The 25,250-nt window shown below is 56.0% G+C and carries 20 protein-coding genes; 7 read left to right on the forward strand and 13 right to left on the reverse strand.

Annotated features, from left to right (window positions below; all coding sequences use genetic code 11):
* Positions 1–470: 470 nt before the first annotated feature.
* From B5F76_RS02735 to upp, 9 genes are all read right to left on the reverse strand, one after another.
* Positions 471–1,088, reverse strand: coding sequence for a hypothetical protein (locus B5F76_RS02735; protein ID WP_087350732.1), 618 nt, complete (start codon positions 1,086–1,088; stop codon positions 471–473).
* Positions 1,089–2,102: 1,014 nt separating this feature from the next.
* On the reverse strand, positions 2,103–2,993 hold the full coding sequence (locus B5F76_RS02740; RefSeq protein ID WP_087350735.1) for an NAD(P)H-hydrate dehydratase: 891 nt from the start codon (positions 2,991–2,993) through the stop codon (positions 2,103–2,105).
* Positions 2,981–3,577, reverse strand: coding sequence for a DUF3343 domain-containing protein (locus B5F76_RS02745; protein WP_239406933.1), 597 nt, complete (start codon positions 3,575–3,577; stop codon positions 2,981–2,983). Before B5F76_RS02745 ends, B5F76_RS02740 begins: the two co-directional genes overlap by 13 nt.
* Positions 3,574–3,795, reverse strand: a complete 222-nt coding sequence (locus tag B5F76_RS02750; protein WP_087350738.1) for a sulfurtransferase TusA family protein — start codon at positions 3,793–3,795, stop codon at positions 3,574–3,576. The genes B5F76_RS02745 and B5F76_RS02750 overlap by 4 nt, the downstream gene beginning before the upstream one ends.
* Before the next feature lie 45 nt (positions 3,796–3,840).
* Positions 3,841–4,926 carry a YedE family putative selenium transporter gene (gene yedE / locus B5F76_RS02755; RefSeq protein ID WP_087350742.1) on the reverse strand — a complete coding sequence of 362 codons (1,086 nt, stop codon included), beginning with the start codon at positions 4,924–4,926 and terminating at the stop codon, positions 3,841–3,843.
* Positions 4,927–5,414: 488 nt separating this feature from the next.
* Positions 5,415–6,038, reverse strand: a complete 624-nt coding sequence (locus B5F76_RS02760; RefSeq protein ID WP_087350745.1) for a trimeric intracellular cation channel family protein — start codon at positions 6,036–6,038, stop codon at positions 5,415–5,417.
* 178 nt (positions 6,039–6,216) lie between these two features.
* Positions 6,217–7,449, reverse strand: coding sequence for a dicarboxylate/amino acid:cation symporter (locus tag B5F76_RS02765; RefSeq protein ID WP_087350748.1), 1,233 nt, complete (start codon positions 7,447–7,449; stop codon positions 6,217–6,219).
* Positions 7,450–7,656: 207 nt separating this feature from the next.
* A complete protein-coding gene (locus tag B5F76_RS02770; RefSeq protein WP_087350751.1) occupies positions 7,657–8,313 on the reverse strand; it encodes an outer membrane protein in 657 nt (218 codons plus the stop codon).
* Between the two features lie 354 nt (positions 8,314–8,667).
* On the reverse strand, positions 8,668–9,294 hold the full coding sequence (gene upp, locus B5F76_RS02780; RefSeq protein ID WP_087351092.1) for a uracil phosphoribosyltransferase: 627 nt from the start codon (positions 9,292–9,294) through the stop codon (positions 8,668–8,670).
* 258 nt (positions 9,295–9,552) lie between these two features.
* Between upp and B5F76_RS02785 the strand changes: the two genes are divergently transcribed.
* Together B5F76_RS02785 and B5F76_RS02790 are read left to right on the forward strand one after the other, a co-directional pair.
* A complete protein-coding gene (locus tag B5F76_RS02785; RefSeq protein ID WP_087350757.1) occupies positions 9,553–11,193 on the forward strand; it encodes a polyphosphate kinase in 1,641 nt (546 codons plus the stop codon).
* The gene (locus B5F76_RS02790) at positions 11,193–11,951 is read left to right on the forward strand and encodes an endonuclease (protein ID WP_087350759.1); all 759 of its coding nucleotides are present in this window, start codon (positions 11,193–11,195) and stop codon (positions 11,949–11,951) included. The genes B5F76_RS02785 and B5F76_RS02790 overlap by 1 nt, the downstream gene beginning before the upstream one ends.
* A gap of 52 nt (positions 11,952–12,003) precedes the next feature.
* Here the strand turns inward: B5F76_RS02790 and B5F76_RS02795 are convergent, their stop codons facing one another.
* The 3 genes from B5F76_RS02795 to B5F76_RS02805 form a co-directional block, all read right to left on the reverse strand.
* Positions 12,004–12,486, reverse strand: a complete 483-nt coding sequence (locus B5F76_RS02795; protein ID WP_087351095.1) for a MarR family winged helix-turn-helix transcriptional regulator — start codon at positions 12,484–12,486, stop codon at positions 12,004–12,006.
* A 168-nt stretch (positions 12,487–12,654) separates the two neighbouring features.
* Positions 12,655–14,115 carry an SLC13 family permease gene (locus B5F76_RS02800; RefSeq protein ID WP_204218302.1) on the reverse strand — a complete coding sequence of 487 codons (1,461 nt, stop codon included), beginning with the start codon at positions 14,113–14,115 and terminating at the stop codon, positions 12,655–12,657.
* Between the two features lie 283 nt (positions 14,116–14,398).
* Positions 14,399–15,628: an ATP-binding protein gene (locus tag B5F76_RS02805; RefSeq protein WP_204218303.1), complete on the reverse strand. Its 1,230-nt coding sequence runs from the start codon at positions 15,626–15,628 to the stop codon at positions 14,399–14,401.
* A gap of 435 nt (positions 15,629–16,063) precedes the next feature.
* Between B5F76_RS02805 and B5F76_RS02810 the strand changes: the two genes are divergently transcribed.
* Entirely contained in the window at positions 16,064–16,984 is a 921-nt protein-coding gene (locus B5F76_RS02810) for a ketopantoate reductase family protein (RefSeq protein ID WP_087350762.1), read from the forward strand.
* A 62-nt stretch (positions 16,985–17,046) separates the two neighbouring features.
* Here B5F76_RS02810 and B5F76_RS02815 read toward each other — a convergent pair whose 3' ends face one another.
* Entirely contained in the window at positions 17,047–20,418 is a 3,372-nt protein-coding gene (locus B5F76_RS02815; RefSeq protein ID WP_087350764.1) for a DEAD/DEAH box helicase, read from the reverse strand.
* A 316-nt stretch (positions 20,419–20,734) separates the two neighbouring features.
* On the opposite strand from B5F76_RS02815, the gene B5F76_RS02820 reads away from it, so the two are divergent.
* The 4 genes from B5F76_RS02820 to B5F76_RS02835 are packed head-to-tail and all read left to right on the forward strand — an operon-like array spanning position 20,735 to position 25,145.
* The gene (locus tag B5F76_RS02820) at positions 20,735–21,406 is read left to right on the forward strand and encodes an SIS domain-containing protein (protein ID WP_087350765.1); all 672 of its coding nucleotides are present in this window, start codon (positions 20,735–20,737) and stop codon (positions 21,404–21,406) included.
* A 40-nt stretch (positions 21,407–21,446) separates the two neighbouring features.
* Positions 21,447–21,680 (forward strand): FmdB family zinc ribbon protein, encoded by a 234-nt coding sequence (locus tag B5F76_RS02825; RefSeq protein WP_087350767.1) that lies wholly within the window; start codon positions 21,447–21,449, stop codon positions 21,678–21,680.
* 3 nt (positions 21,681–21,683) lie between these two features.
* Positions 21,684–22,622, forward strand: a complete 939-nt coding sequence (hemC, locus tag B5F76_RS02830; RefSeq protein ID WP_087350770.1) for a hydroxymethylbilane synthase — start codon at positions 21,684–21,686, stop codon at positions 22,620–22,622.
* A gap of 60 nt (positions 22,623–22,682) precedes the next feature.
* Entirely contained in the window at positions 22,683–25,145 is a 2,463-nt protein-coding gene (locus tag B5F76_RS02835; RefSeq protein ID WP_087350773.1) for a Lon protease family protein, read from the forward strand.
* Positions 25,146–25,250 lie beyond the last annotated feature (105 nt).

Below are 25,250 nucleotides of genomic sequence, written 5' to 3' on the forward strand. Positions count from 1 at the left end.
TGTCGAATGATGATTGCTCCTACACAGGCTTAGTGTAGTTTTCTGATAAGGAATCCTTTTGAGCACTCCAGAAAATATGGTTCTACTTTTGCTCAACTCTTAGGTTATAATAGGTTAATCATTTGTTTTCAAATAGTTACAATACATTGAGAACGATGGTTGAATACAATTTTTGACGTCAGCTGTTGCCTGATTTCTGGAAATTCACGATGTTAGTAGAATTGATATTAGTCGTTGTTGGCATACTATGAGGCAATTAGCTCTTCATAATGGCAATTTGTAGGTAGAGGACCATGTATTATAGCTACAATACCACTACGGTAGCTTCATCTACTATACTGTAATCATTGAGCTAGTTTTCGGATATCCTCTTATTCTCATATGCTTCTTGATCACAAGCAAATATACTCTTAGTTACTTGATCCAATATATATTTTGTGCACATCTAATATATTATAATTACTGTAATCTTATACAAGCTCTTTTTGTTTTTCTTTAATATAATTATCCAAATACAAGTCTATTTCTGATAATTGTTCTATATAAACAAGCTTTTCATCTACTTCTGAAAACGATGGATCTCCTGCCGCACAAAGTTTTTTGCGTGCATTTGAAACTTCTTCAGAAAAATATATATTATACATTTTATGAAGTGCATCGTTTAGTATGTTTCCATACATTATTTTTTCCTGAATACTTAATGAATTTTTTTTAAATTCATTAGCAATATAGGAAAGAGTACTTTGAACAATATTATCTCTTGTAGTGCTATATTCTTGAGCTAACTTAGTAAACGTTTTTTTTGCTTCATTGCTGATAGTATAACTCATACGTTTGCCTTCTGTCTGCTCAGAAGATAGTAATAGCTCTCCCTTGGAATGCGCCTGCTGAGCAATTGTTGCAAGTGAATCCAAAAACTCTCTAATTGTAAGGTGAGAAGTTTTTGCGAGCAGACGGAGAAAATTTTCCCACTGCGGAGAAAGTTTAAAGATAGTCTTACCAACTAACTTTTTTTTAGCTCCAAGTGAGTACAGTACCTTTTCATTAATTGTATCAACACATGATTTTTCTAATGTAAATTTGCTCATAATATCTCCTATAATTTATATCAGCGCTTTTCGACTTTTTACTGCCAATTTATCACAAATGTACATTGCTTTATAAAAGCTAGAAAAAGTTCAGGAGGATGCCGTGAATTTCCCCTAGAAAGTGACAGAACATCAGTAGACTACTAGGTTGAATGAAACAGTGTCCGAAAGTTCTTTCCCAAAGCATGACCATTGGAGAGTGGTAACTCACGGTGGGCGTTGCTCACCTAAGTTACTGATATTTTTGATACCTAAACCCAAAGAACCAACCGCGATTTAGCACTCTCCGAAATTTTTATTCAACTCCACGTGGTTAAGTCATTTCATCCAGCTAAGCCAGTAAGCAAGCCGGCAGAATGTACACTTGCCCACAAAGGGTGCCGCTTTCAGGAGAGGTGACTGAATGGATACATGAAGCCAAGCTTGCTACTCGAACAGCAGTAGGGCTATGCTATAAAATGGATGCTAAGCTATTTTTTGGGCAAATGTCAAATATCGGATTAGAGGGAAATTTAGACCTTGTGGATTCAACAGTAATTTAAATATGTTATACACAGTCTCCCGATTCTGCCGGGAAATCAGTATGGATGAATAGTCCATCAGGGTGGCGCGAGGGAGTTCACGCCTACCTTCGCCCGCATCCATCACGTGACTATCTTCCTGTGAAGCGGGCTCTGGGCATACCAATTTCCCCAAAGGACCGTTCTCCCTTGGATTTTGTCAACACGACCTAGGATTTGCCCTGAGCTGCCCAATCGAAGACTGCATTTCGAAGGCAACATTTCGAAAACACCGTTGGATGCGCCCGGAAAGCACAATACTGCCTATCCTCCATATCGCGGTTCGCCCATGGAGGTCTATGGAGCGGTGAGCGGTATAGACCCGCGAGCTCAAGGGAAAAAACGGCGATCGCCTTTTGGGCGGTCGCCGTTTTTCTGGAAATACTTGTCCCGATGCCGGGACATTGTTTTGCGCCTTGTGTGACTGGCGCTCTTCTGTCGTAGTCAGGGTCAGCTAACAGCCTGTATTTGCAAGCGTCTCTTCCACTGCCTGCTCCATGTGGGCAAGGATGTCCGTTACCTGGGTTGCCGGGGTGGGACAAGCAAGCTCCCCTGCCCTTCTGGCTGCCCGTGCGGCCACAAGGCAGGCCCTTTCCATGGCAAGGCCTGCGTGCAGCATGGCGGACACAAGGCCTGCCACGATGTCGCCAGTCCCTCCTATGGCCTCAAGGGCAGGCACGTTGGGAGTCTCGACTCTCCCCCTGACCTCGCCGCCGACAACCAGGGTGTCCACCCTGGCCTTCACGAGCATGTTCTGGGCCGCGTTGCCGCACTCCCAAGCCCTTTTGGCAAGGGCAGGCACATCCTCATGCCCGCTGTCCAGCAAAAAGCCCCTGGTGTAGAGCGGATGGGGCGCGTTTTCATCCGCCAGAAAGGCCAGCTCGCCTGCATCAGGAGTAAAGAGATCGTATTCCCTTGCGTAGCCGCTCATCTTGGCAGCGTACATGAAGCCTGCGTCCGCCACGAGCATGGGACGCCTGGCATGCCCCTCAAGGCTTGCCAGCACCCTGTTGTGCCCGTCCAGATCCGGAAAAAGGTAGTGGAAGGTGATGCCGGAAAACTCGTCCGCGTTTGGGGAAAGCCTTGCGCAAAGCTCTGCGTAGAGCGCTGCACTGCCAACTCCATCGCCAATGTCGCCCACAAAAAGCGCCCTGGGGCTTTCCACACCGAGGACCCTGCAGGCAAGAAGGCATGCCGCATACAGGGTGGGGGTTCCGCGCTGCACATGAAGCCTTGCAAAATCCGCATCCCCAATGAGGCACCCTTCTCCAATATCATAGGCAAGGGTCTGCCAGCCTAGGGGCAGGGAAGGATCGGGAATGGTCCCGCACACTAGCCACGCCATACGCGCTTAGCCTCCTCGAAGGCCCTTTGCAGGGCATAGGAGCAGAGGGTCTTTCCGTACAGCCTTGGCTCGTCCGCCTCGTCAAGGCTTTTCCCGAGCAAAAGGCCTGCGAGATAGGGCACGTCCGGACACCCTCCTCCGGAAACGTTCACGATACGCCCGCTTTCCTTCTCCACTGTCACCTTCATGTTTGCTGCCCGCACCATGAACCATTTGCCAAAGTCCGTGACCTGGAACAGGGACACTGGCGCAAGGAGCGGATCGGACACAGGCACGTAGTCGAGAGGATGCAGGCCCTCCTTCTCAAGAAGGGCGCGAATCTTCAGATGCGCCATGATGGGGCAGACCACCACCATATCGCACCCCTTGCGCAAAGCGGCCGGAGGCGCCTTGACCTCCACTGCAAAGCCTTGCTTTCTCAAGAGCCTCTCAGCCGAGATGACGTCTCCTGTCTGCTCGAAGACAAGGAAGCCCTGCTCCATGGCAGAGCCCCCCTTCCTGCGGGCACTGCCCAAAGGCGCGGATTTTTCGGTAGCCGGTTTTCCGGCTCCGAAAATCCTTGCAAAGGCTGCCTTGAAACTCACTTGCGCAGCTCCAGGCGCACGACACCGGCACCCTGTTCCTCGCAGGGCACGACCTCGACCTTCCAGCCCTTCTTGCGGGCAGCGCGACTCACGTTCTCCATGCTGGCAGGGTTGTCGACCAGAACATCCATGGGGCTCTCGCTGTCCTTCTTGTGGGCCTCGGTAAACATGAGCAGGGGTTGGGGGCAGGAAAGCCCTCTGCAGTCAATGGTTCTCATCCTCTTGTTCTCCTTTGTTCTTCTCTGTTTCCGAAATACGGGACACTAGGCCTTGCGGATATGGGCAAAGCCGATGGCAAGGCACACAACAAGGCCGACTATCGTCGCCGCTATGCCGTGGGCGCCAATGCCAGTGGCAGAGCTTGCAGTGCCGAGGTTGTGGGCAAGGGCTGCGCCCACGATCATGCCAAGGGCGAAGAGGCCTGCGTCACCATCGCCCTCGCCTGCCATGAAAAGCTGCCTTCCGGGGCAGCCGCCTGCCAGGGCAAAGGCAAGGCCAGCAGTCACCATGCCCATGAAGTTCCACACGCTCATGGTGTGGGCTACGGGCTGGCCCTCGAAGCCGAAGTTGAAGCCGCCGGTTGCGAGGTTGGCCACAAGGGCTGCCGCAAACATGGCGCAAAGCCCAAGGAAGAGGTGGGTCGAGCCGAAGAGGAAAAGGTCACGCAAGGCGCCCACTGTGCAGAAGCGGCTCTTCTGGGCCCCTATGCCTATGACAAAGGCAACGCCCAGGGAAATGAGGAAGGGAGCGTGCTTGGAGCCGGGACCGGACACGGAGTAGAAGATGGGGCCGGACTGGATCTCTCCCTGAATCTGGGGATAGATAAGGTAGAGGGCAAGCACGCCAAACATGATGAGGGGGAAGACAAGGCCTGTGGCAGCACTTTGTCTCTGGCTTGCGCCAAGGGAGTAGCCCTTGCGGAAGAAGAGCGTGCCAATGAAGATGCCCACGCCAAGGCCTGCTATGCCCAGGATGGCGTTTGCGTCACCGCCTGCAAGGCGCAGGATGGCGCGCCAGGGGCAGCCAAGGAAGACCAGGGCACCCATGGCAGCGATAATGCCCAAAACAAAGCGTATTATGGGGGAGGAGCCACCCCTTGGCCTGAATTCGCCAGTGGCTATGGCAGCCGCAAAGGCACCGAAGACAAGACCCACGATTTCGGGGCGCAGATACTGCACAATGGCAGCCCTGTGCAGGCCAAGGCCGCCAGACAGATCGCGCTCAAAGCAGGCAACGCATATGCCCATGTTTCCGGGATTGCCCATTTTTTGCAAAAAGATGGCCAAAACACCAATCAATGCGCCCACGATGATAACGCCTGGTGTGGTGGCAAGAAAGTTGTTCCTCATGTTTCCCTCCTTCAAGATGCCTGAAAAAATCCTGAATTTCGGACAAATGCCAAAGGGTACAAAAAAACCGCACTCTCAAGCATCTGCCTGCATGCGGTGGAACTTCTTGCCAGATTCCCGGGGCGTATTTGATCACACTTGAGACATCTTGTGCGCGCATGAAACCACAGGGTCCGGCAATCGACGCGGGACAACCTGTCCCACCGCACGCACAAAAATTCAGGGAACGCAGGACACGGAAAAAGAGCGCGATGCTACTGCGCCTTTTTTTCCGAAAATTGTGTCTGCCAAAGCCATAGCCGTCCTCCGGGACATGCGTCCCCATGGCAGTCCCCTTGCGTGAAACCTGCTAAAAAGCATGTCGCGCAAGAGTCTGTACTTTCCTACACACCTTTGCGCAAATGGGAGCAAAGATCAAGGCCCGAAAAAAGAGGGTGCAAGGTCTGCATTTTTGAAGCCCCTCGCGCCCAGCTGATTTGTTCCCGTTTCTACCAGGTTACGCTTGGAAGCCTTATCTTCCAGCGTATGGCGGCAAGCCTGATGGCAAGGCAGACAAGGCCTCCTGCCCACAATCCCTCTGTTCTCGGCACGCAGACCACGATAACACAGCCTATCAGAGCGGCAGTTGCGTACATCTCGCCGTTTTTGCGCATCACAAAGGGTACCTGCCTTGTGTAGGTGTCGCGCATCATGCCGCCGCATATACCAGTCATGACGCCCATGAGCACGCAGGTCATGGGGCTCATGCCAATCTGCAGTGCCTTGTCCGCCCCAAGCACCGAAAAGTAGGCAAGGCCTATGGCGTCGAGTACATTGACCATGAGATCGATCTTCGGGTGAACGCGCCCTGCTGTGAACATAAAGCCTATGAGGCCCGCGATGATGGGGCAGTAGATGAAGGTGGTGTCCTCGAGCCAGAAGACAGGGACATCGAGAAGGACATCACGCAGTGTGCCGCCGCCAATGGCCGTGACCACGGCAACCACCACCACGCCGAAAAGATCCAGTTCCGCCTTGCGGTCTCTGGCCGCGAGCACGCCTGACAGGGCAAAGGCTGCGACACAGGCCATGTCTATGCAAAAACGTACGAGGGCAAGGGTATCAGGCTCCATCCACGCCTCCGAAAAAATGCGTGCGAAAAACAGGAAAAACAGGAAAAACAGGGAAATGGGGCGCCCTTGGTACAGCCTTCACAAAGCGAGAGTCAAGCACTTTTTTTGCGACAAAAAAGGGCCGCAGTCTTTCCATTGGAAAAACCTCGGCCCTTTTTTAGTCAGAATCGGGGTACGGCTAGGCTTCTGTGGCCTCCTCTTCCCCCTGCAAGGGGCCGAGCTCGCCGTGCTTGTTGAACAGGCCTTCCATCATGAGGGCAAGGGCGCCGTCGCCCGTCACGTTGCAGGCTGTGCCAAAGCTGTCCTGCAGGGCAAAGATGGCGATGAGGAGTGCGACACCATTGGCGTCAAAGCCGAGCACGCCTGTCACGATACCAAGGGAGGCGACAACAGTGCCGCCGGGAACACCTGGAGCGCCCACTGCAAAGACTGCCAGAAGCACACAAAAGACCAGCATGGTGCCAAGGCTCGGCAGCGCACCGTAGAGCATGAGATGCAGGGTCATGACAAAGAAGGTTTCGGTGATGACCGATCCGCACAGATGCACTGTGGATCCAAGCGGGATCATGAATTCCGTCATGGTCTTGCTCAAAACCGAGGACTTGCGTGCACAGCGCAGGGCAACGGGCAGGGTTGCTGCCGAGGACATGGTGCCAACTGCGGTAAGGTAGGCAGGCAGGTAGTGTTTGAAGACCTCGGATGGCTTTCTGCCGGACATGATACCGGCAATGCCGTAGAGCACTGCGAGCCAGATGAAGTGGCCGCAGATGACGATGAGCACCATGGAGATGAAGACGGGCAGATGGATGCTCAAAAGCCCCTCGTAGGCGAGGGAGAGGAAGCACAGGCCGACGAAGAGGGGCAGAACGGGAATGAGGACAAGGTTGATGAGCTTGCTCACTATGCGCTCAAGCTCCATGAAGAGTTTGGCAAAACTCTCGGACTTTGTGAGCGCTACGGCCAGACCGAAGAGAAGCGCCAGCACAAGGGCGGTCATGACCGAAAAGAGCGGCGGGATATCCAGGCGGAAAATGATCTCCGGCAGCTTGCGCAGAGCGTCTGCGGAGGTGGCTACGGACAGATTGGGGATGATGATGTAGCCAGCTGTCATGGAGAAGATGGCGCCTGCCAGCGAGGAGATGTAGGCCAGGGACACAGCCACGAAGAGCATTCTGCTCGCGTTTGCGCCCAGGCGGATGATGGCTGGCGTAATAAAGCCCACGATGACCAGGGGCACAAGGAAGAAGATGATCTGCCCGAAGAGATGCTTCAGGGAAACCACCACGTTCATGCAGCTTTGCACAAAGCCGCTGTCGGCGTTCGAGCCAAGCAGCATGCCCAAAAGCGCGCCTGCAAATATGCCAACCAAGAGTTTGATGATAAGGGAAAATTCTCCCTTGACGATAGCCATGACCGACCTCCCAAACGATATCGCCCACAAAAATGAGCGGGCGCAAAACCTACTATAGGCCCGTTCAGGCAAAGAGGCAATGCAAAAGCGAACAAATGCAAGGGAAAGAGATCATGCGCGCCCTTCCCCATCGGTCCATGTTCTGGGCACAAAAAAAGTCCCCCATCACGAAGGACAGGGGACCAAGGAATATGTCAGCCGCGCGGCCTAGAAACCGAAGCGCAGGCCAAGCATGATTTCGTGGTTGTAGGGGCGGATACCCACGTCGCCGTAGTGGCCGTCGACCTGGGTGTAGCCAAGGTCGAGGTAGCGGTAGGCGACGTCGACAGCCATGTTGTCGGTGAAGCTGTAGGCAACACCTGCGCCCACCTGCCAGGCAAAGTTGGTCTGGCGGTCGTCAATGCTGCCGCCGGGGGTTCCGTCGTGATATTTCCAGTCAACACCAAAGTAGTTGAAGGCAAGGCCAAGACCTGCACCAACATAGGGGGTGAAGGCAGTGGAGTTGTGGAAGTCGTAGTAGACATTGGCAAGAAGGGTGGTGGAATTGAAGGTCATGTCACCAGTGCCCAAAATACCGCTCCACTCGGTCTCGCTGTTGCCACGCATGGCAAATTCGAGCTCGACGCGCAGGGGGAACATGTTCTGGGGCCAGAAGTCATAGCCGGCTGCCAGGGCGCCACCAAGGGTGAACTGGCTGTAGGGATCCATGCCAAGGCCACCCATGCCGTTGCCGCGGTCCACTGTTCCCGTGTTCTGTACGGTCATCAAGAACTTGGGAGCAAGGTACATGCCGCTTGCAGCATTGGAAACGCTGGGAAGTGCGAGCGCGCACACCATCACCAGCGCAAGCAGAATACGTTTCATAGAAGATCTCCTTGAATTTCCTGTGCCCGACAGGAATTTGATCAAAATTGCCCAAGAGGGAAAAAAATGTCAAGCCTGCGCAAACATATTGCCTCTTGTTTCCTGCATCTTGCGTTCTTTCTGCCCTTGTTTTGGCAAGATTCTGTCTTTTTGTACACGACATTGTACAAAAGAAACCATGCACCTTGCAGGAAACATTTTCTTTTTGTCCTGTTTTTGCTCGCAACATGAAGAAGAGGATATGGGGGTTTGCAGAAAGACCGGCATCCTTTTCCAAAACGCGAGGACAAGGGCTTCCCCATGCTGCACATGAAAGCCCTGCCCCAGCCTCGGCAATGAGAAAACAGCGTCTTCCTATCTTGTGCCGAAGATGCGGTCTCCTGCGTCGCCAAGGCCCGGGATGATGTAGCCGTTCTCGTTCAGATGATCATCTATGGCTGCCGTGTAGATATCTACGTCCGGGTGGGCCCTTGTGACCTTCTCAAGGCCTTCCGGTGCGCTCACAAGGTGCAGGGAGCAGATGTGGCGTGCCCCGCGCCTTTTCAAGAGATCCAGGGCAGCTATCAGGGAGCCGCCTGTGGCGAGCATGGGATCGAGCACAATGGCAAGGCGCTCCTCAAGGGCCGAGGCGAACTTTGCGTAGTACTCCACAGGCTCCAGGGTTTCCTCGTTGCGGTAGAGGCCCACAACGCTGATCTTGGCGCCGGGCAGCATACTCAAGACCCCGTCCATGAGCCCAAGACCTGCGCGCAGTATGGGCACTATGGTGACCTTCTTGCCCTGCAGGCAGTCCACCTCCACGGGCCCTGCCCAACCCTGCACCACCTTCTTCTCCGTCACAAAGTTCTTGCTCGCCTCGTAGACCAGAAGCTGGGCAATCTCGTTGGCAATGCGGCGAAAATCGCTTGTTCCAGTGTCGTCGCGACGAAGAATGCCAAGCTTGTGGCGAACAAGGGGGTGATCAACAACTGTGACTGCCATGGCTTCCTCCCGGGCTTTTGCCCCGTCCTTTGGGCCCCCATGCAGAATCTTCCTGCAGGCGGGCATTTCGTGTGGTAGCGGACTTTTTTCCTAGTGTCGGGCCCTTCCCCTGTCAAGTTCGTCCCAAAATCCAGACAAACCAACTCTTGCACATGCCCTGCTTTTCTTCCATACTTTCTGGCGGTTCTCGCATACTCCGGAACATGGGAAAAAGCGGGACCGAAAAGGAGGCGCCCTCCGGCACCCCGGGAGATACAGATGTTCGACACAGTCATACTGGGCAGGAGCTGCCCCGGAAAGGAATACGATCAGTACGAACCCATGCTGCGCATGAAGGTCTTCGAGGCGCAGCAGGCCTGCAGGGAGAAGAAAATCCCCCTGCTCATCATAGTCAGCGGCCTTGAAAGCACAGGTCGCGGCCAGGTTATGAACAAGATATCCGAGTGGATGGACGGAAAATTCCTCACCAACCACGTGTTCTGGCGGGAGACGGACGAGCAGAGGGAGAGGCCCCTTGAATGGCGCTTCTGGCGCTGTCTGCCCGGCAAGGGCGAAACAGCTCTCTTCTTCGACGGCTGGTACGGCACCCTTTTGCACAGGTACTGCATGGGTGAAATCGGTCAGGGCGAGTACTACTCCCTTGTCAACGAATTCAAGGGCCTTGAGGACAGCCTCGCCCTTTCCGGCATGATCATCGTGAAGATCTGGCTGCATCTGGACAAAAAGACCTACGAAAAGCGCCTGCAGCAAAGGATTGACACCCTGAACCTCCACCACCTTGCCCCCCTGCGCAAGAAGGCAGCCGAGCTCTACGACACCCAGGTGGACGCTGCTGCCGAAGCCATCACCCTCACGGATCGCACCAACGCTCCCTGGAACATCATCGACGCCAAGGACGAAAATTTCCGCAATCTGGCAGTGGGCAAGGCCATCATCGATACGGTGAACCGTGCCCTCGGCCTCAAGGCCGCAGTGCAGGCAGGCCTTGAGGTCCTGAAAAAGGAGGACACGTCGCCTTCCGTCAAGCCGGACCCTGCAACCCGTCCGGCCGAAGCACAGGGGGAGAGCGCAGCGCAGGACGCGGATGCACTTGTTCCCGGAAGCCAGGTAGACTGGCTCGGACAGCCAGTGGAGCGCAAGGGTTTCCTTGCCAAAATTCCCCTGAACACCCTGGAAGTTATCGACCTTTCAAAGACCATCGAGCGCGACGTCTACAAAAAGGAGCTTAAAACCCTGCAAAAGGAGCTGCAGGAGCTCACCTTCGAGGCCTACAGGAAGCAGATTTCGAGCACCCTGCTCTTCGAGGGCATGGACGCTGCCGGCAAGGGCGGCACCATACGCAGGCTTTTGGGTGGCGTCGACGCGCGCATAGCCCGCGTCATCCCCATCAGCTCGCCCACGGACGAGGAGCTGGCCCACCACTATCTGTGGCGTTTCTGGCGCCACATTCCGGGCGCAGGCTTTGTCACCATCTACGATCGCTCCTGGTACGGCCGCGTTCTGGTCGAGCGCGTGGAAAAGCTCACTCCGCGCACGGACTGGAGCAGGGCCTATGCCGAAATCAACCACTTCGAACAGCAGCTTGTGCGCAACAACAACATTCTGCTCAAATTCTGGCTGCACATTTCCCCGGACGAGGAGCTGCGCAGATTCCGCGAACGCGAACAGACCCCCTGGAAGCGCCACAAGATAACGCCCGAGGACTGGCGCAACAGAGAGAAGTGGGATCAGTACGTCACTGCTGCAGATGAAATGTTTTTGCGCACAAGCACGGCCTACGCGCCCTGGCGCATCATTTCCGCAGAGGACAAGAAGTACGCCCGTGTGGAAGTGCTGAAGGCCTGGCGCGACGCTCTGCGCAAGGCCCTCGGCAAGAAGAATGCCAAGGAGGAGGACTAATGCGACAGATTTTATTCGCACCCATCGTGATGGCCCTTGTGCTTGCCATGGCTCCCCTCTCCCAGGCTGCAGACAGGGGCAATACCGCCAACGACAGCTTCAATACGGCAAAGCGCCTGCTTGAGCGACAGGTCTACCACGACCACAGGGTGACAGTGTACTGCGGGGCAACCTTTGACAGCAAAAAGAACATAGATCTGCCGCAGGGCTTTACCACTCCCTCCCATGCCAAGCGCGCTCTTAAGGTAGAGTGGGAACACACTGTTCCGGCAGAAAACTTCGGACGTGCCTTTGTGGAATGGCGCGAGGGCGACGCCTTGTGCGTCAACAAAAACGGCAAGCCCTTCAAGGGGCGCAAGTGCGCGGAAAAGGTGAATCAGCGCTACCGTTACATGCAGGCTGACATGTACAACCTCTTCCCTTCCATAGGTGCAGTCAACGCAATACGCGGCAACTTCCAGTACAGCGAACTCCCCGGTGTTGCCCCGGACTTTGGCAGCTGTGAGGCCAAGGTGGACGGCAGGCGCTTCGAGCCTCCGGCGCGCGCAAAGGGACAGGTCGCCCGCGCAGGCCTCTACATGGCCTGGGCTTACCCCGAATACAGGCTGAGCTCACAGCAAAAGCGCCTGTTCGAGGCCTGGGACAGAACCTATCCCGTGGACTCCTGGGAGTGCACAAGGGCAAGGCGCATAGAAAACCTGCAGGGCAACGAGAATCCGTTTGTCAAACGTCCCTGCCAGGAAAGGGGCCTCTGGTAGCACACCATACAGACTTATGCCTTGGGCGGTATCGCAAGGTACCGCCCTTTTTTCATGCCCTGCGAGAAGATGCTGCGGAATTGTCCTGATGTTTTGCTTCAGGCCCGAGACTTTTCTTGAGCAATGCCTCGAGAGTTGCCATTTCTTCTTCGGAAAGGCGCGCCCTAAGCATATCGTCCAGGCCCCTGGACACATTTTCCACAAATGGTGCGAGCTCTCGCCCCCTGTCCGTCAGGGTCACGAGCACGCCCCGCTGATCGTCCGGATCCTGGACGCGGCGCACGTAGCCGTTTTTTTCCAGCTTTTCCACCAGGGTTGTCAGGGTGGACTTGCTCTTGTGAATGAGGCGGGCAAGTTCGGTCATCTTGCAGCTTTCGCGGTGCAGAAGCTGGTTCAGAATGTCGCCGTGGCTTGGCACAATGCTGCAGCAAAGCCCGGCCTTTTCCAGTTCCCGAGTAATATAGCTTTTGCCAAGCCAGTGCAGGCGTGCTGTATAGAAGAAGATGGCGCTTGGCCCTTTCTCACTCGCGTTCACGTGACGTCCCCCACAATTTTTCTTTGAGGCAGAAAAAGCCTCCGCCTTCAAGGTGACCTTGGAGTACAGAAAAAGCCCCCGAAGCACAAGCAGGCGGGGGCTCAAATGCGGTTGGGGCCAGGGAGTGCGCAGCAAGCGGGTTTTTGCACATCCTGGCCCCAGTGAGGATTACCAGAAGATCAGTGGACCAATGGTTGCGACCAGCAGGGTGACCACAACGCCGCTCGTGAAGGTGAGGAACATTCCTGCCTTCAGCATGTCCGGGATGGTGAGGACACCGCTGCGGAACACTATGGCGTTGGGAGGAGTGCTCACCGGCAGCATGAAGGCGCAGCTTGCGGCAACTGCCGCAGGGATTGCGAAGGCTGCCGGGTTCATGCCCTGGGCTGCCGCCATGATGCCCGCAAGGGGCAAAAAGGCCGCAGCTGTCGCGGTATTGGATGTGCATTCGGTGAGGAGCTGAACGACAATGACCAGGATAAAGAGCATGACCACGAAGGGCACATGCTGCAGGGAATTGAGGATATCTGCCATCCAGGTGGCAAGGCCGGAGGAATTGATGGTGCCTGCCAGGGAAAGTCCGCCGCCAAAGAGCAGGAGTATGCCCCAGGGAAGCTTGCGCGCGTCCTTCCACTCCATGACGCAGCAATGATGCTTGAAGTCCACTGGCACTATGAAAAGCAGGATGCCGAAGGTGATGGCAATGAATGTGTCGTCCACAAAGGGCAGGACAGAGCTGATGAGAGGCTGCAGTATCCAGCACGCGGCAGCACCGCTGAAGAGCAGCGAGGTGAGCACCTCGGCGTGGCTGATGGGCCCGAGCTCTGCCAGCTCTTTTTCAATATGCTCATGCACGTTGGTCTGCTCGAAGTTGAAGCCCCTTCTTGTCAGCCACCACCAGGTGATGATGGTGAGAACGATGACCAGGGGAACGCCCAGAATCATCCACTGTCCAAAGCCTATGACAATACCGTACCTCTCGGCCAGAAAGGCCCTGAGGAGCGCGTTTGGGGGGGTCCCAATCAGTGTGCCCATGCCGCCTATGCTTGAGGCATAGGCAATGGCCAGCATGAGCGCACTGCCAAAGCGCCTGGCCTCTCCCTTCTCCTGGCCGTGGGTCACGACAGAGACTACGGATATGCCAATGGGCAGCATCATGATGGCCGTGGCTGTATTGCTCACCCACATGCTGATGAAACCCGTGGCAATCATGAATCCTGCTATCTGTCTTTTGGGATCGGAGCCCACCTTTGCCAGGATGTTCAGGGCAATGCGCTTGTGGAGATTGCACTTTTCCATGGCAAGGCCAAGCAGAAAGCCGCCAAAGAAGAGGTAGATTGTGGGATTTGCGTAGGGAGCTGTGGCTGTTTTCGTTGTCCCGAGCCCCAATAGCGGGATGAAAATCATGGGGAGAAGGGCCGTTACAGGCAGGGGCACTGCTTCCGTTGCCCACCAGATGACCATGAGCAGCACAAGACCAAGGCATTTCCAGGCCTTGTCCGGCATACCGAAACAGGGGTCGTTCAGAGTGATGAGCAAAAAGGCCACCACGCCAAGGACGAGACCCAGCCAGTGCTCCACTTGTAGCACTTTCAGCATTTGCCTAAGTTTGCGAATGTTCTCTGACATATTCTCCTCCTTTCAGCGTGATGGTGTTCCCGGATGAACAACGTTTCATCTGCAATGTATTGTAACACTGTAAAAGTGAAACATTGAAACATGTGAGTGAAACACAAAAGTGACATAGTGAACCGATGTCCCTGGTCCACAATTTGTGCCATAATGACACGAGTACGTCAGATGTCAACGATTGTTTCACAGCAAGGCATGTTTCACATGCAGACAAAAAGGCCCCGTGTTTATCCAGACACGGGGCAGGCAAGAGAGGGAGACAAGCAGTTTTTGTGCTGCGCTAGATCAGCCATATTGGGACTATGAGATTGTCCGCATCAAAGGCCGCAAGGGTGTCGGCAAGGCAAAGGACAGCGCCAGTTCCCCTTTTGAGAGGCGACTTCCCGATAACGCCAAATCCCTTGGTTATACGCCTGTCAGGTATTGTGGTCTTTTTAATCTCTATGGGAAACAGGGTACCATCTCTTTCCAAAAGAAGATCTATTTCCTTGTCATCCCTGTCCCTATAGTAATACACAAATGGCTCAAGCCCCGCGTTTTGATAATTTTTCACGATCTCGGAGACAGCGAAGTTTTCCAGAAGAGCGCCGTTCATGACGCCTGTTTCTGCGACTTCGGCAGAAGCCCATCTGGCCAGATAGCATACCAGTCCCGTATCATAAAAGTAGAGTTTTGGTGTCTTGATGGTTCTCTTCAGGACATTGTTTGAATATGGGTGCAGCAGGAAAACTATGCCCTGTGTTTCAAGAACATCGAGCCAACTTTTGGCTATACTCAGGGGGATTTCTGCATCGTCCGCCATGGACTTGTAGCTCACAAGCTGGGAGACGCGCGCAGCTACAGACCTCAAGAAACGCAAAAACTTGAGCGCGTCAATATCCCCGGAAAGATCGCGCACATCTCGTTCCACGTAAGTCGTTATATAAGAAGAGTAATAGGTGTCACGGTTCACACGTCTGTTGCTGACAAGCCCAGGCATGCAGCCAAACCAGAGGCGTTCGTACATGGCGGGGACGGATACCGGAGAAATCGTGTCACTTTGCTTCAGGAGTGTCTCAAAATCCAGGGAAAAAGGCTGCTGGGCATTGCCTGTAATTTCCCTCTGGGACAAGGGAGACATATTGAGTATAGCGACACGCCCAGCCAAGGATTCCTGAACTCCACGCATGAGGCGAAAAATCTGGGAACCCGTGAGCCAGAAGTCTCCAGAACGCTGTTTTTCGTCAATGTGAATTTTGATGTAGGTAAATAGCTCCGGCGCATACTGCACCTCGTCTATGAGAACCGGGGGTCTATATCGCTGCAAAAACATTTTGGGATCGGTTTTTGCCAATTCCCTAACTGTCAGATCATCAAGACTCACGTAGTTCCTGTTTTTGTTCTCCAGCTCCGCGAGATGCCTGAGCATCGTAGTTTTGCCTGCCTGGCGCGGGCCTGTGAGCAGAATGGCTGGCCACGAATCGCTTAAAGCCAGAACAAGATCTTCCATGTGTCGCTTGAGATAGGGCATGCTCAATTCCTCCATTCCTGCAACAAGTCTTCTTCACGATCTAAAAAATATTGCCGAACATAAATTCAATTTTTTTTTCGGCTAAAATTTGTTAATTAGCATAATTAGCCGAATATTCTATTCTCGTCAATGTTTTTTCATGAAGGAGAACTTCGCCATGTCTATGGCCCTTGACATTTTACCCCAAGTCTGTAGCATTTGTATTGTTATTTCGCCACTCTCGCGCTGGTTTGTGGGAAAATATTATTGAGCAAGTATCGGTTGTCAAAGTTCAGACAGACATCAGATTGCAGTAGTTGGCAAAGGTATTTTTCGGCAGAAATTGCTATTATTTAAAATTAGCAGATTTTTTTCCAAGAAAAATGCCTTGCCAATTTGCCCAAGGGGTGCAAGGCTAAAGCTCCCATTTCACCATCCTGCAACACGAGGTTTTCCATGTCCCTCACACACCCTGTCCGAGTTTCCCTCATAGGCCTTGGCGCCCTTGGCATCCTGCACGCCCGCGATCTCGCAAGCCACCCTGATCTTTGCACCCTCACATGCATCGCAGATACAGAGCGCCAGAAGCGCTACGCAAGGGAAGGCATCTTCTGCAACAACATACGCCTTGACCTTTCCCTCATGGCCCCAGAGGAAAAACCCGAACACAAGGCGGACCTTATCATGGTCTGCGTGAAGGCGACGGGCCTTGAGCAGACCATACGGGACATTGCCAACCATGTGGGCGAAGGGACCATCATCATCTCCCTTCTGAACGGGGTCACAAGCGAGGACATGCTGCGCACTGCCTATCCCGAGGCCCGCGTCATTCACTGCATTGCGCAAGGCATGGACGCCTTGCGCGTGGATCAGAAGCTTTCATGCTCCCAGCACGGCAAGCTCGTGATCGGTACGGATCGGGAGGAACTTCAGGAAAGCGTGCAGGAACTTGCGGCCTTTTTCGAAAGAGTGGGCATCCCCCACATGGTGGACAAGGACATCCTGCACAGGCTCTACGCCAAATGGATGTTCAACTGCGGCATCAACCAAACCATCACAGTCTTCGAGGGCACCTATGGCACCCTCCAGCACGAGGGCGAGCCAAGACAAGTCTTCAAGGGCGCCATGCGCGAGGCCATGGCTGTTGCCAATGCCCAGGGCATTGCCCTGGACGAGAGGGACTTCGAGGAATACGTGGCCCTGGCCGACGCCTTGAGTTCCGAGAGCATGCCCTCCATGCGCCAGGATGCCCTGGCCCATCGGCCCACGGAAGTGGAGCTTTTTTCCGGGACCCTGCTCTCCAAGGCCAGAACCTTTGCCATCGAGGCCCCGGTCAATGCCTGGCTCTACGAAAAAATCACTGCCCTGGAAAAATAGGGTCCCAGGAACAACATGGCCTTGCCCCCTCTCTCCCCCATTGGAAGTGGGGGCGCACTTTTCTACCAGCTTACAGGCACACGCACTTTCTGGCCAGCCTTGTTGGCAAAGAGAAGGTAGCCGTTCTCCCTGCCAAAATCCCAGAGCCTTTTCGTTATCTCCACATCCTTTTCGCAGTAGCTGCGGATGAGATCCACTTTGCCTTCCTTCCACCACTGAAGGGCCTTCAATCCATCCCCGCTCTTGCCTGCACCCAGGGTGGCGCCCCCGAGATTGTCCAGGGACACCCTGTAGTGCAGATAGCGGTGCACTTCGGTCAGTATGTCCAGATGGGGAATGCTTTCCAGTGGATAGGGAGCAAAGGGTGCCAGGACCTTCATGTCAAATCGGCTCGAATTGAAGCCGACAACAAGGCCTGCTTTCTTCCACAGGGCAAACATTGCCCCAAGCTCTTCCTGGACAAAGGAGCGGTAGCGCTCACCGTCCCAGCAAACGCACACGCTTACCCCCATGCGCGCGGCGTTTTGCCAGCCGCCCACCTCGGCAGCCGAATAGCGCGTCTCCACGTCAAAGACCATGACAGGCCCCGGATAGACCGGCCTCTCTGCTGCTGGCCCCTGCACTGTAGACAATGCCGGCGCAGGATCCTGTTCTGCACAAGGAGTGGGACTTTCGGGCAGGGGTGACTGCGTATCTCCTTCCTCCTCGTCAGACAGATCAAAGCCCGTGCCAGCCAGCATGGAGGGTGTCAGAAGGCTCATGAGCCCTCCTTGCGGGGCCCTTTTGCCGTTCTTTGCCCGTGCGGGCTTTCTTTTGCCCGAGGCTTCGGGACTTTTCCCTCCTTGCGGGCCATGGGAAGCGTTTCTCCTCTCCACATCAATTTCCACGTGTCCGGACACGTTTTCGCTTCCTCCATCCGCAAAAACACTTCCTGTCGCCTCCTTTTCCAGATCATCTTGCACTGGCTGATCTTTCACAGGAGCCTCGTGCACAAGAGCCTCTTGCACAGTTTTTTCCGCAGACCTTTCTTGGGGCTGAACCGGGCTTTCCTCCTCCAAAATCCCTGCATGAGCTACGATGTTCTCGGCAGCGGCACCTTCATCGGACGCTCTCCCGGAAGCCGTCTCTTCAGTGGTAAAGGGATTTTTCTCGCATGTTTTCCAGGATATACCCTCATCCCTGTGGGAGAGGATGGTGCGCACAAGAAGGAGCGAGCCCTGCTTGTCCAGGGGACGGTTGCCGGAACCGCACTTCGGGGACTGTATGCAGGATGGGCAGCCTGTTTCGCAAGGGCACTGTTCAAGAGTCTTTTCTACCGAGAGGAGCAGTTCGTCAAAGCGCGTGTAGGCTGAGGCGCAAAGTCCCGCACCCCCGGGAAGCCCGTCGTAGACAAAGACCGCAGGCCCGCCTACCTGCGGGTGCATGGGAATGGAAATGCCGCCAAAATCGTTCCTGTCCGCCATGACCAGAAGGGGCATGAGGCCTATGGAGACGTGTTCGAGCGCGTGGATTGAGCCCATGAAGTGGTAGAAGTTTTCCTCGCACGCAAGCCTCGCCTCCTCCGGGATGCACATCCAAAGCCCCTCTGTCTCGAATACTTGCGGGGGCATGTCCAGGGGCTGTATGTCGAGCAGGCGGCGTGAGGCATTTTCCCTGCGCTCGTAGCCTGTGATGAGCTCCGTCACCTTGAGGGTACCAAGATAGATGGGCATGCCAAAGACCCTTCCCTCCAGGGCAACGTCCATGATCTGCGTGGACTTTTGCGTGCGCACATTGGTGTGCCAGTGGCAGCGCTGCGGCACTGCCCAGGCCATGTGTCCGGCAATGTCCAGCTTCCTTATGACGTAGGACTTGCCCCTGTGGATGTAGACAGCACCCTCGTGTGTCTCGCGAAAGGCCTGATGCGCGTCCACGGAGCCTATGATGTTCCCGGCCTCGTCCGCTATCTGGAAGGAGGCGCCGCTTCCGCGCAGGCTCACGTCCCGTTGAGGCCTCTTGCGCGCAGCAAGGTACTCTGTGCCCTTGTCGCACAAAAGGAGCTTTCCCTCTCTTGCGAGCCTTTTTGCAAGCGCATGCACATTCTTCCTTTGCATCCACTTTTCTGCGAGCCTAAGTGGCGATTCCGCAGCCGCGCATTCGAGGTGGCGCGCGAGGATCACGGGATTTTCCGGATTGAGCATGGCCTTTTCGGCTGGCCTTGTGAAGAATTCTTCCGGATTGTGCACAAAGTACTGGTCGAGTGCGTCCTCGCTGCCTATGAGCACAACGCAGCTTTCCTGGCCCTTGCGGCCCACGCGCCCGCCCCGCTGCAGGGTTGCCATGACGCTGCCAGGATAGCCCACAAGGATGCACACATCGAGCGCACCTATGTCTATGCCAAGCTCCAGGGCCGAGGTGCTCACCACTGCCAAAAGCTCGCCCGAGGCCATGCGGGCCTCTATGTCCCTGCGCTCCTCAGGCAGATATCCTGCCCTGTAGGCCGAGATGCGCCGGGACAGACGCCGTTCCTGCTGCGAGACCCACAGGCTCACAAGTTCCGTCATGCGCCTGGACCTGCAGTAGACAATGGTGCGCAGCTCCCTGTCCAGGGCTTCTTTGAGCAGGGAAATGGCAAGCGTCGAGGCGCTTGTTTCCGGATCCATGAACACCATGTGCCTTCTGCCCCTGGGTGCCCCGGATTCCGAGATCACCAGCGGCTCCCTCTCAAGGCCAAGAAGGAGCTCTCCCAGCTGGCCGGGATTTCCCAGCGTTGCCGTGCACAAGACGCGCACAGGGTGGGCGTTGTAGCGCGCACAGACCCTTTCAAGGCGCTGCAAAAGGCAGGCCATGTGCGCACCAAAGACCCCGCGGTAGATGTGGGCCTCGTCCAGCACAATGAGCGAGAGCGAGGCCAGAAAGGTAGTCCAGCGCTCGTGCCAGGGCAAAATCCCCAAATGCAGCATTTCCGGATTCGTGACCAGCACTGCGGGCGGGTTCTTGCGTATTCTTGTCCTTTCTGCCTGGTCCGTGTCGCCGTCATAGAGGGCTACCCTGGGCCTTGCATGCTCTGGCCAGCCAAGTGTCAGGCTTTCCAGGGTCTTTTTCTGGTCCTGGGCAAGGGCCTTCAAGGGGAAGAGGTAGAGGGCAGTTGCATCAGGGTCCAAAAGCCGCCTTTCCAGAAAGGGCAGGTTGTAGACAAGGGTCTTGCCGCTGGCTGTTGGCGTTGTCACCACCACGTCCTGGCCCGCTCGTATGGCGTCCATGGCGTGGGCCTGATGGGTGTAGAGCGCAGAAACCCCCATGCGCTCCAAAACCTCGCGTATGGCCCTTGGGTACGGCCTTTTGACATCGGCCGTGCGCGCAGGCTCCTCCTCAAGGACCTTGTGGCAGGTGATCGCGCGGGCATAGACGTCCTTTTCAAGAAGCGCCTTAATGTAGTCAACGGCAGTGAACATGGGCTTCTTCTAGCAGGTAGCAGGCAAAAGAAAAAGGGCGGACCTTTGGGACAGCCATGAGCCCCTGCGGTGCATGCGTGTTTTTTCCGGATTTCGGGCCCTTGACTTACAAAAAGACTGTTCAATCTTTGTATATCGTGGATGTGCAGGAACATTCTGCCCATGAGGAAGGTAGGATGTTCCAAGCATTTGTTTGTACTGCCTTTTCCCTTTTGTCACACCTTCTTCTGCCCTTGATCCCCATACCTCTTTGGCATATTGAGGAACCCCTGTCCGGCAAAAAAGCCTGGCAGTGAAGCACTAAGCGAGGTCATCCATGCCCTTCGAACTCGGTCTCAAGGACGACTGTCCCGAACTCATTGCCCAGCGCGCTGACGCTTCCCTGAAGGTCACAGGGGATTTCTACGACATGTTCAGCTCCGACATCCACGAGGTGGCGAGGCTTTTGGCTCTCGCCTTCTACAGCGAGCAGCATGTCTATGTGGCCGGTCTCGGCATTTCCGCGCACCTTGCGGCCATTTTCGCCTCCCGCTTCATGCGCACCACGGACGGGCGCGCGCCCCTGCCGGTACAGGTCCTCTCCCCGTCCCTGTGGCTTGAGGAGGACCGCGAGAACGGAACGGAATTTTCCGAGGTCTTTGCAAGGCAAATCGAGGCCCACTGCGCTGACGGCGATGTGCTTGTCCTCATAACCCAGGACGGCATGCACCCCGCCCTGCAGGCAGCCTGCCGGGCAGCCAGGGAGCAGAACATGTTCACCATAGGCCTCACAGGCGGTGACGGCGGCCTCCTTGGCCAGGACGATCTGCTCGACATGGAACTGAGGGTGCCGAGCATAGAGGAAGGCCTTGTGCACGAACTGCACATGAACCTTGTCTGCCTTCTGGACGATCTTGTGGACTACTATCTCTCGGGCAAGCCTGAACTTGTCAGGGAAATGCTCCAGGCAGGAGCCTCCTCCCTGCGCGAGGATCTGGACCGCGCCTGAGGAAACCATATCAATACCAATACCATCCGGGAGAACAATCATGCCCATGTACGAATACCGTTGCCACAAGTGCAACGCCCTTTTCGAGGAAATAGCCTCTGCCGACGAGACCGTGGCCTGCCCTTCCTGCAAGAGCACGGACACCGAACGCCTTTTGAGCGCCTGCGCCTGCCACACAGGATCCGGCTCTTCCGACGGCGGATCCTCTTCCTGCTCCGGCGGCGGCTGCGCAGGCTGTTCCGGGGGCCACTGCTCCACCTGTTGCGGGCACTAGACCATGCGCAAAATAGTCATAGCGACCAGGGGCAGTCAGCTTGCCCTGTGGCAGGCAAACCACATCCGCGAAGCCTTGCTTTCCCTTGAACCGGACATTGAAGTCGAGCTTTCCGTCATCCGCACCCGCGGCGACAAGATCCTCGACGTTCCGCTCTCCAAGGTCGGCGGCAAGGGCCTTTTCGTCAAGGAAATAGAGGAAGCCCTGCTTTGCGGCAGCGCGGACCTTGCCGTGCACTCCATAAAGGATGTGCCCATGGTTTTGCCCGAGAAACTGACACTTGGCTGCATCCCGAAGCGCGAGATCTTCACGGACTGCCTTGTCTCGGAAAAATACGCCACCCTGGACGATCTGCCCCACGGCGCGCGCGTTGGCACCTCCTCCCTGCGCAGGCAGGCCCAGCTTCTGGCCCTGCGCCCGGATCTCGAAATTCTTTCCCTGCGCGGCAACGTGGACACACGCCTGCGCAAGATGAAGGAAGGAGAGTTCGACGCCATTGTCCTTGCTTCTGCCGGCATGAAGCGCCTTGGCCTTTCTGCAACCTACATGCACGAGCTTGATCCAGCGGGATTTGTGCCGGCCGTAGGCCAGGGAGCGCTCGGCATAGAGTGCCGCGCAGATGATGCAAAGATCCTCGCCCTCCTGGCAAGGCTCGATCACGCCGAAACCAGGGTGTGCGTCGAGGCCGAGCGCGCCTTTCTGACAGGCCTTGACGGCGGCTGCCAGGTTCCCATCGGTGCCCATGCAGACGTTTTGGACGGAATGGTGCGCCTGGACGGCCTTGTGGCCGAATGCGACGGATCCCAGGTCTTCCGCAGGGCTGTCATGGGACCTGCCACCGAAGCAGCGAGGCTTGGCAGGGACCTTGCCTCGGACCTCAAGCAGGAGGGCGCTGGCGACATCCTTGCCCGCCTGTACGCCGAACACCCGGACGAGGGGTAGCTTTTCGTATCGCACATCCGGACATTCAGCTTCCTTTCACTTCTTACAAACATTCCTATCATGGGCACACCTTCTCCTCTTCCCTCATCGCGCCTGCACGCGACCTACGATCCTGCTCTCATCCCTGTGGACGACAGCACACAGTTCAAGCTGAGCCAGACTCCAGGCCGTATCCCCTACCAGGACAGGGCCATGAAGGCCCTGGATCTCGCCCTGAACATCCGCGCAGACGGCTTCAACGTCTACCTTGCAGGCTCGCCCAACATCGGCCGCAGCCACATTGTGCGCAACTACCTGACCCCGGTTGCCAAGAAGCTTCCGACACCCCCGGACCAGGTGTACGTGTACAATTTCAAGGACACGGACAAGCCAGTGCTCATTCTGCTTCCTCCGGGCCAGGGCAGGAAGTTCCGCCTGAGCATGCAGGAAGTGATGAAGAGCGTCTGTTCCCACATGGAGCACAAGCTGCACGGCGCAGGCTATCTGAAGCAGCGCGCCCAGATTGTGGAATCCTACCACACGGCCCGCAACCGCCTTCTGGATCGCATGAACAGGATAGCCGTCCGCCAGGGCTTCAACATGGACTTTGACGAAAGCGGCAACATCACCCTCTTCCCCATTATCGGCGGCCAGAGGGTGGGGGACGACGAATTCGCCAAGATGGACCAGAAGCTCCAGCGCGAGCTCAAGAGCAGGAGTTCCGATCTCATCCAGAACATGTCCGGCTATGTCCAGGAGCTCACCCGCACGGAAGAAGGCTTCCAGGACAAGGAAAAGGATCTGGAAAAGGCCATGCTGACCCAGGTTCTGGACCAGGACCTGCGGCCCTTGAGCGAGCGCATGGACAAGCTCTGCCGCGCAGCCGGCCTTGAAAGGTCCGCGGAAAGCCTTGCCACCTATTTCGAAGATGTGCGCAAGGACATGACCGAAAACACACAGTCCCTGCTTGCGCCAAAGCCCAAGCCCGAGCCGGGCCAGCCGCCCATGCCGGGGCAGCTTCCAAACTGGAGCCGGGACGAGGTGCTCTCCCGCTACCGTGTCAACCTCTTTGTAGACAACGGTGGCAGCAAGGGTGCGCCCATTGTTTTCGAGGATCACCCAACAGCCAGCATACTGCTCGGCTGTATTGAGCGCGAAAGCGAGCTTGGCACCCTGGTCACGGACTTCACCCTGGTCAAGGCCGGAGCCCTGCACCGCGCAAACGGCGGCTTTCTTGTCCTGCGCATGGACGATCTTGTCCACTACCCTGCCGCCTGGGAAGGGCTTTTGCGCGCCCTGCGCAACGGCTCCGCCCGCATGGACGAAAATTCGGACATGCCCGAGACAGCCATGCGCTCAAAGGGTCTGCTCCCGGATGCCGTGCCCCTGGACCTCAAGGTCATCCTCATAGGCGACGAGTTTGTCTACGAGGGTCTGCTCGACTCCGACGATCGCTTCGGGAAACTCTTCCGCATCAAGGCAGAGCTCACGGACGTCATGCCCAGGAACGCTGCAGGCGTGCGCATGTATCTGAACGCTGTCTGCCGCATCATCCAGGCGGACAGCCTGCCGCCCTTTGACCGCACGGCCCTTGCCTGGCTTGTGGAACTCGGCTCGCATTTGAGCGAGGACCAAAAGCGCCTTTCCCTGAAGTTCCCCCTGGTTCGCGAATACATGGTGGAGGCAGCTGCCCTTGCCCGCATGGAAAAGGCTGAGATGGTCACGGGAAGCATACTGGAAAAGGCCTACGCAGCCCGCACCTATCGCGTGAACCTCGTGGAAGACGTGTACATGGAAGAGTACGATCGCAACATGATACGCGTGGAAACGAGCGGAAAGGCCGTGGGACAGGTCAACGGCCTTGCTGTCACAACCTACGGCAACTTCGAGTTCGGTCTGCCGCACCGCATTTCCTGCACTGTGGGCGTGGGCCACGACGGCATCACGGATCTTGAGCGCGAGGCCGAGCTTGGCGGTCCCATCCACACCAAGGCCATGATGATCCTCGTGAGCTATCTCACGGGTGTCTTTGCGAGCAAAAAGCCCCTGGCCCTGTCGGCCTCGCTCTTTTTCGAACAAAGCTACGCCGGCATCGAGGGCGATTCTGCCTCCGGAGCAGAGCTTGCCGCCCTGCTCTCGGCCCTGGCCGAGGTGCCCATACGCCTGGATCTCGCCTTTACCGGCGCTGTGAGCCACTCGGGACAGATCATGGCAGTTGGCGGCGTCACCCAGAAGGTGGAGGGCTTTTTCAAGGTCTGTTCAAGGCAGAAGCTCACGGGGACCCAGGGCGTTATCCTGCCCTACGATAACGTGGATCACCTCATGCTCGCCCCCAATGTCCTGAAGGCCGTGGACGAGGGCAAGTTCGCAGTCTACCCGGTCAAGAGCATTGAGGAAGCGCTCTTTTTGCTCACAGGCATGCCTGCCGGCCGCAGGCGCAAGGACGGTACCTTTACCCGCGGCTCTCTCTACGAAAAGGTGGATCGCAGGCTCACAAGGCTTGGCGAATACGGACAAAATGCCTTCCGCCGCTCAAGAAGCTGACACTTTCACCCTGACAAAAAACATCTCAGGCCCCTCGCAAAGGGGCCTTTTCATTGGGCCAACCCCTGGCTGGGGCCTGACGCCCTGCGCTGGCTGGTTGACTAA

Origin of the sequence: Desulfovibrio sp. An276, from assembly GCF_002159665.1 — a bacterium.
In the GTDB taxonomy this organism is placed as follows: domain Bacteria; phylum Desulfobacterota; class Desulfovibrionia; order Desulfovibrionales; family Desulfovibrionaceae; genus Desulfovibrio; species Desulfovibrio faecigallinarum.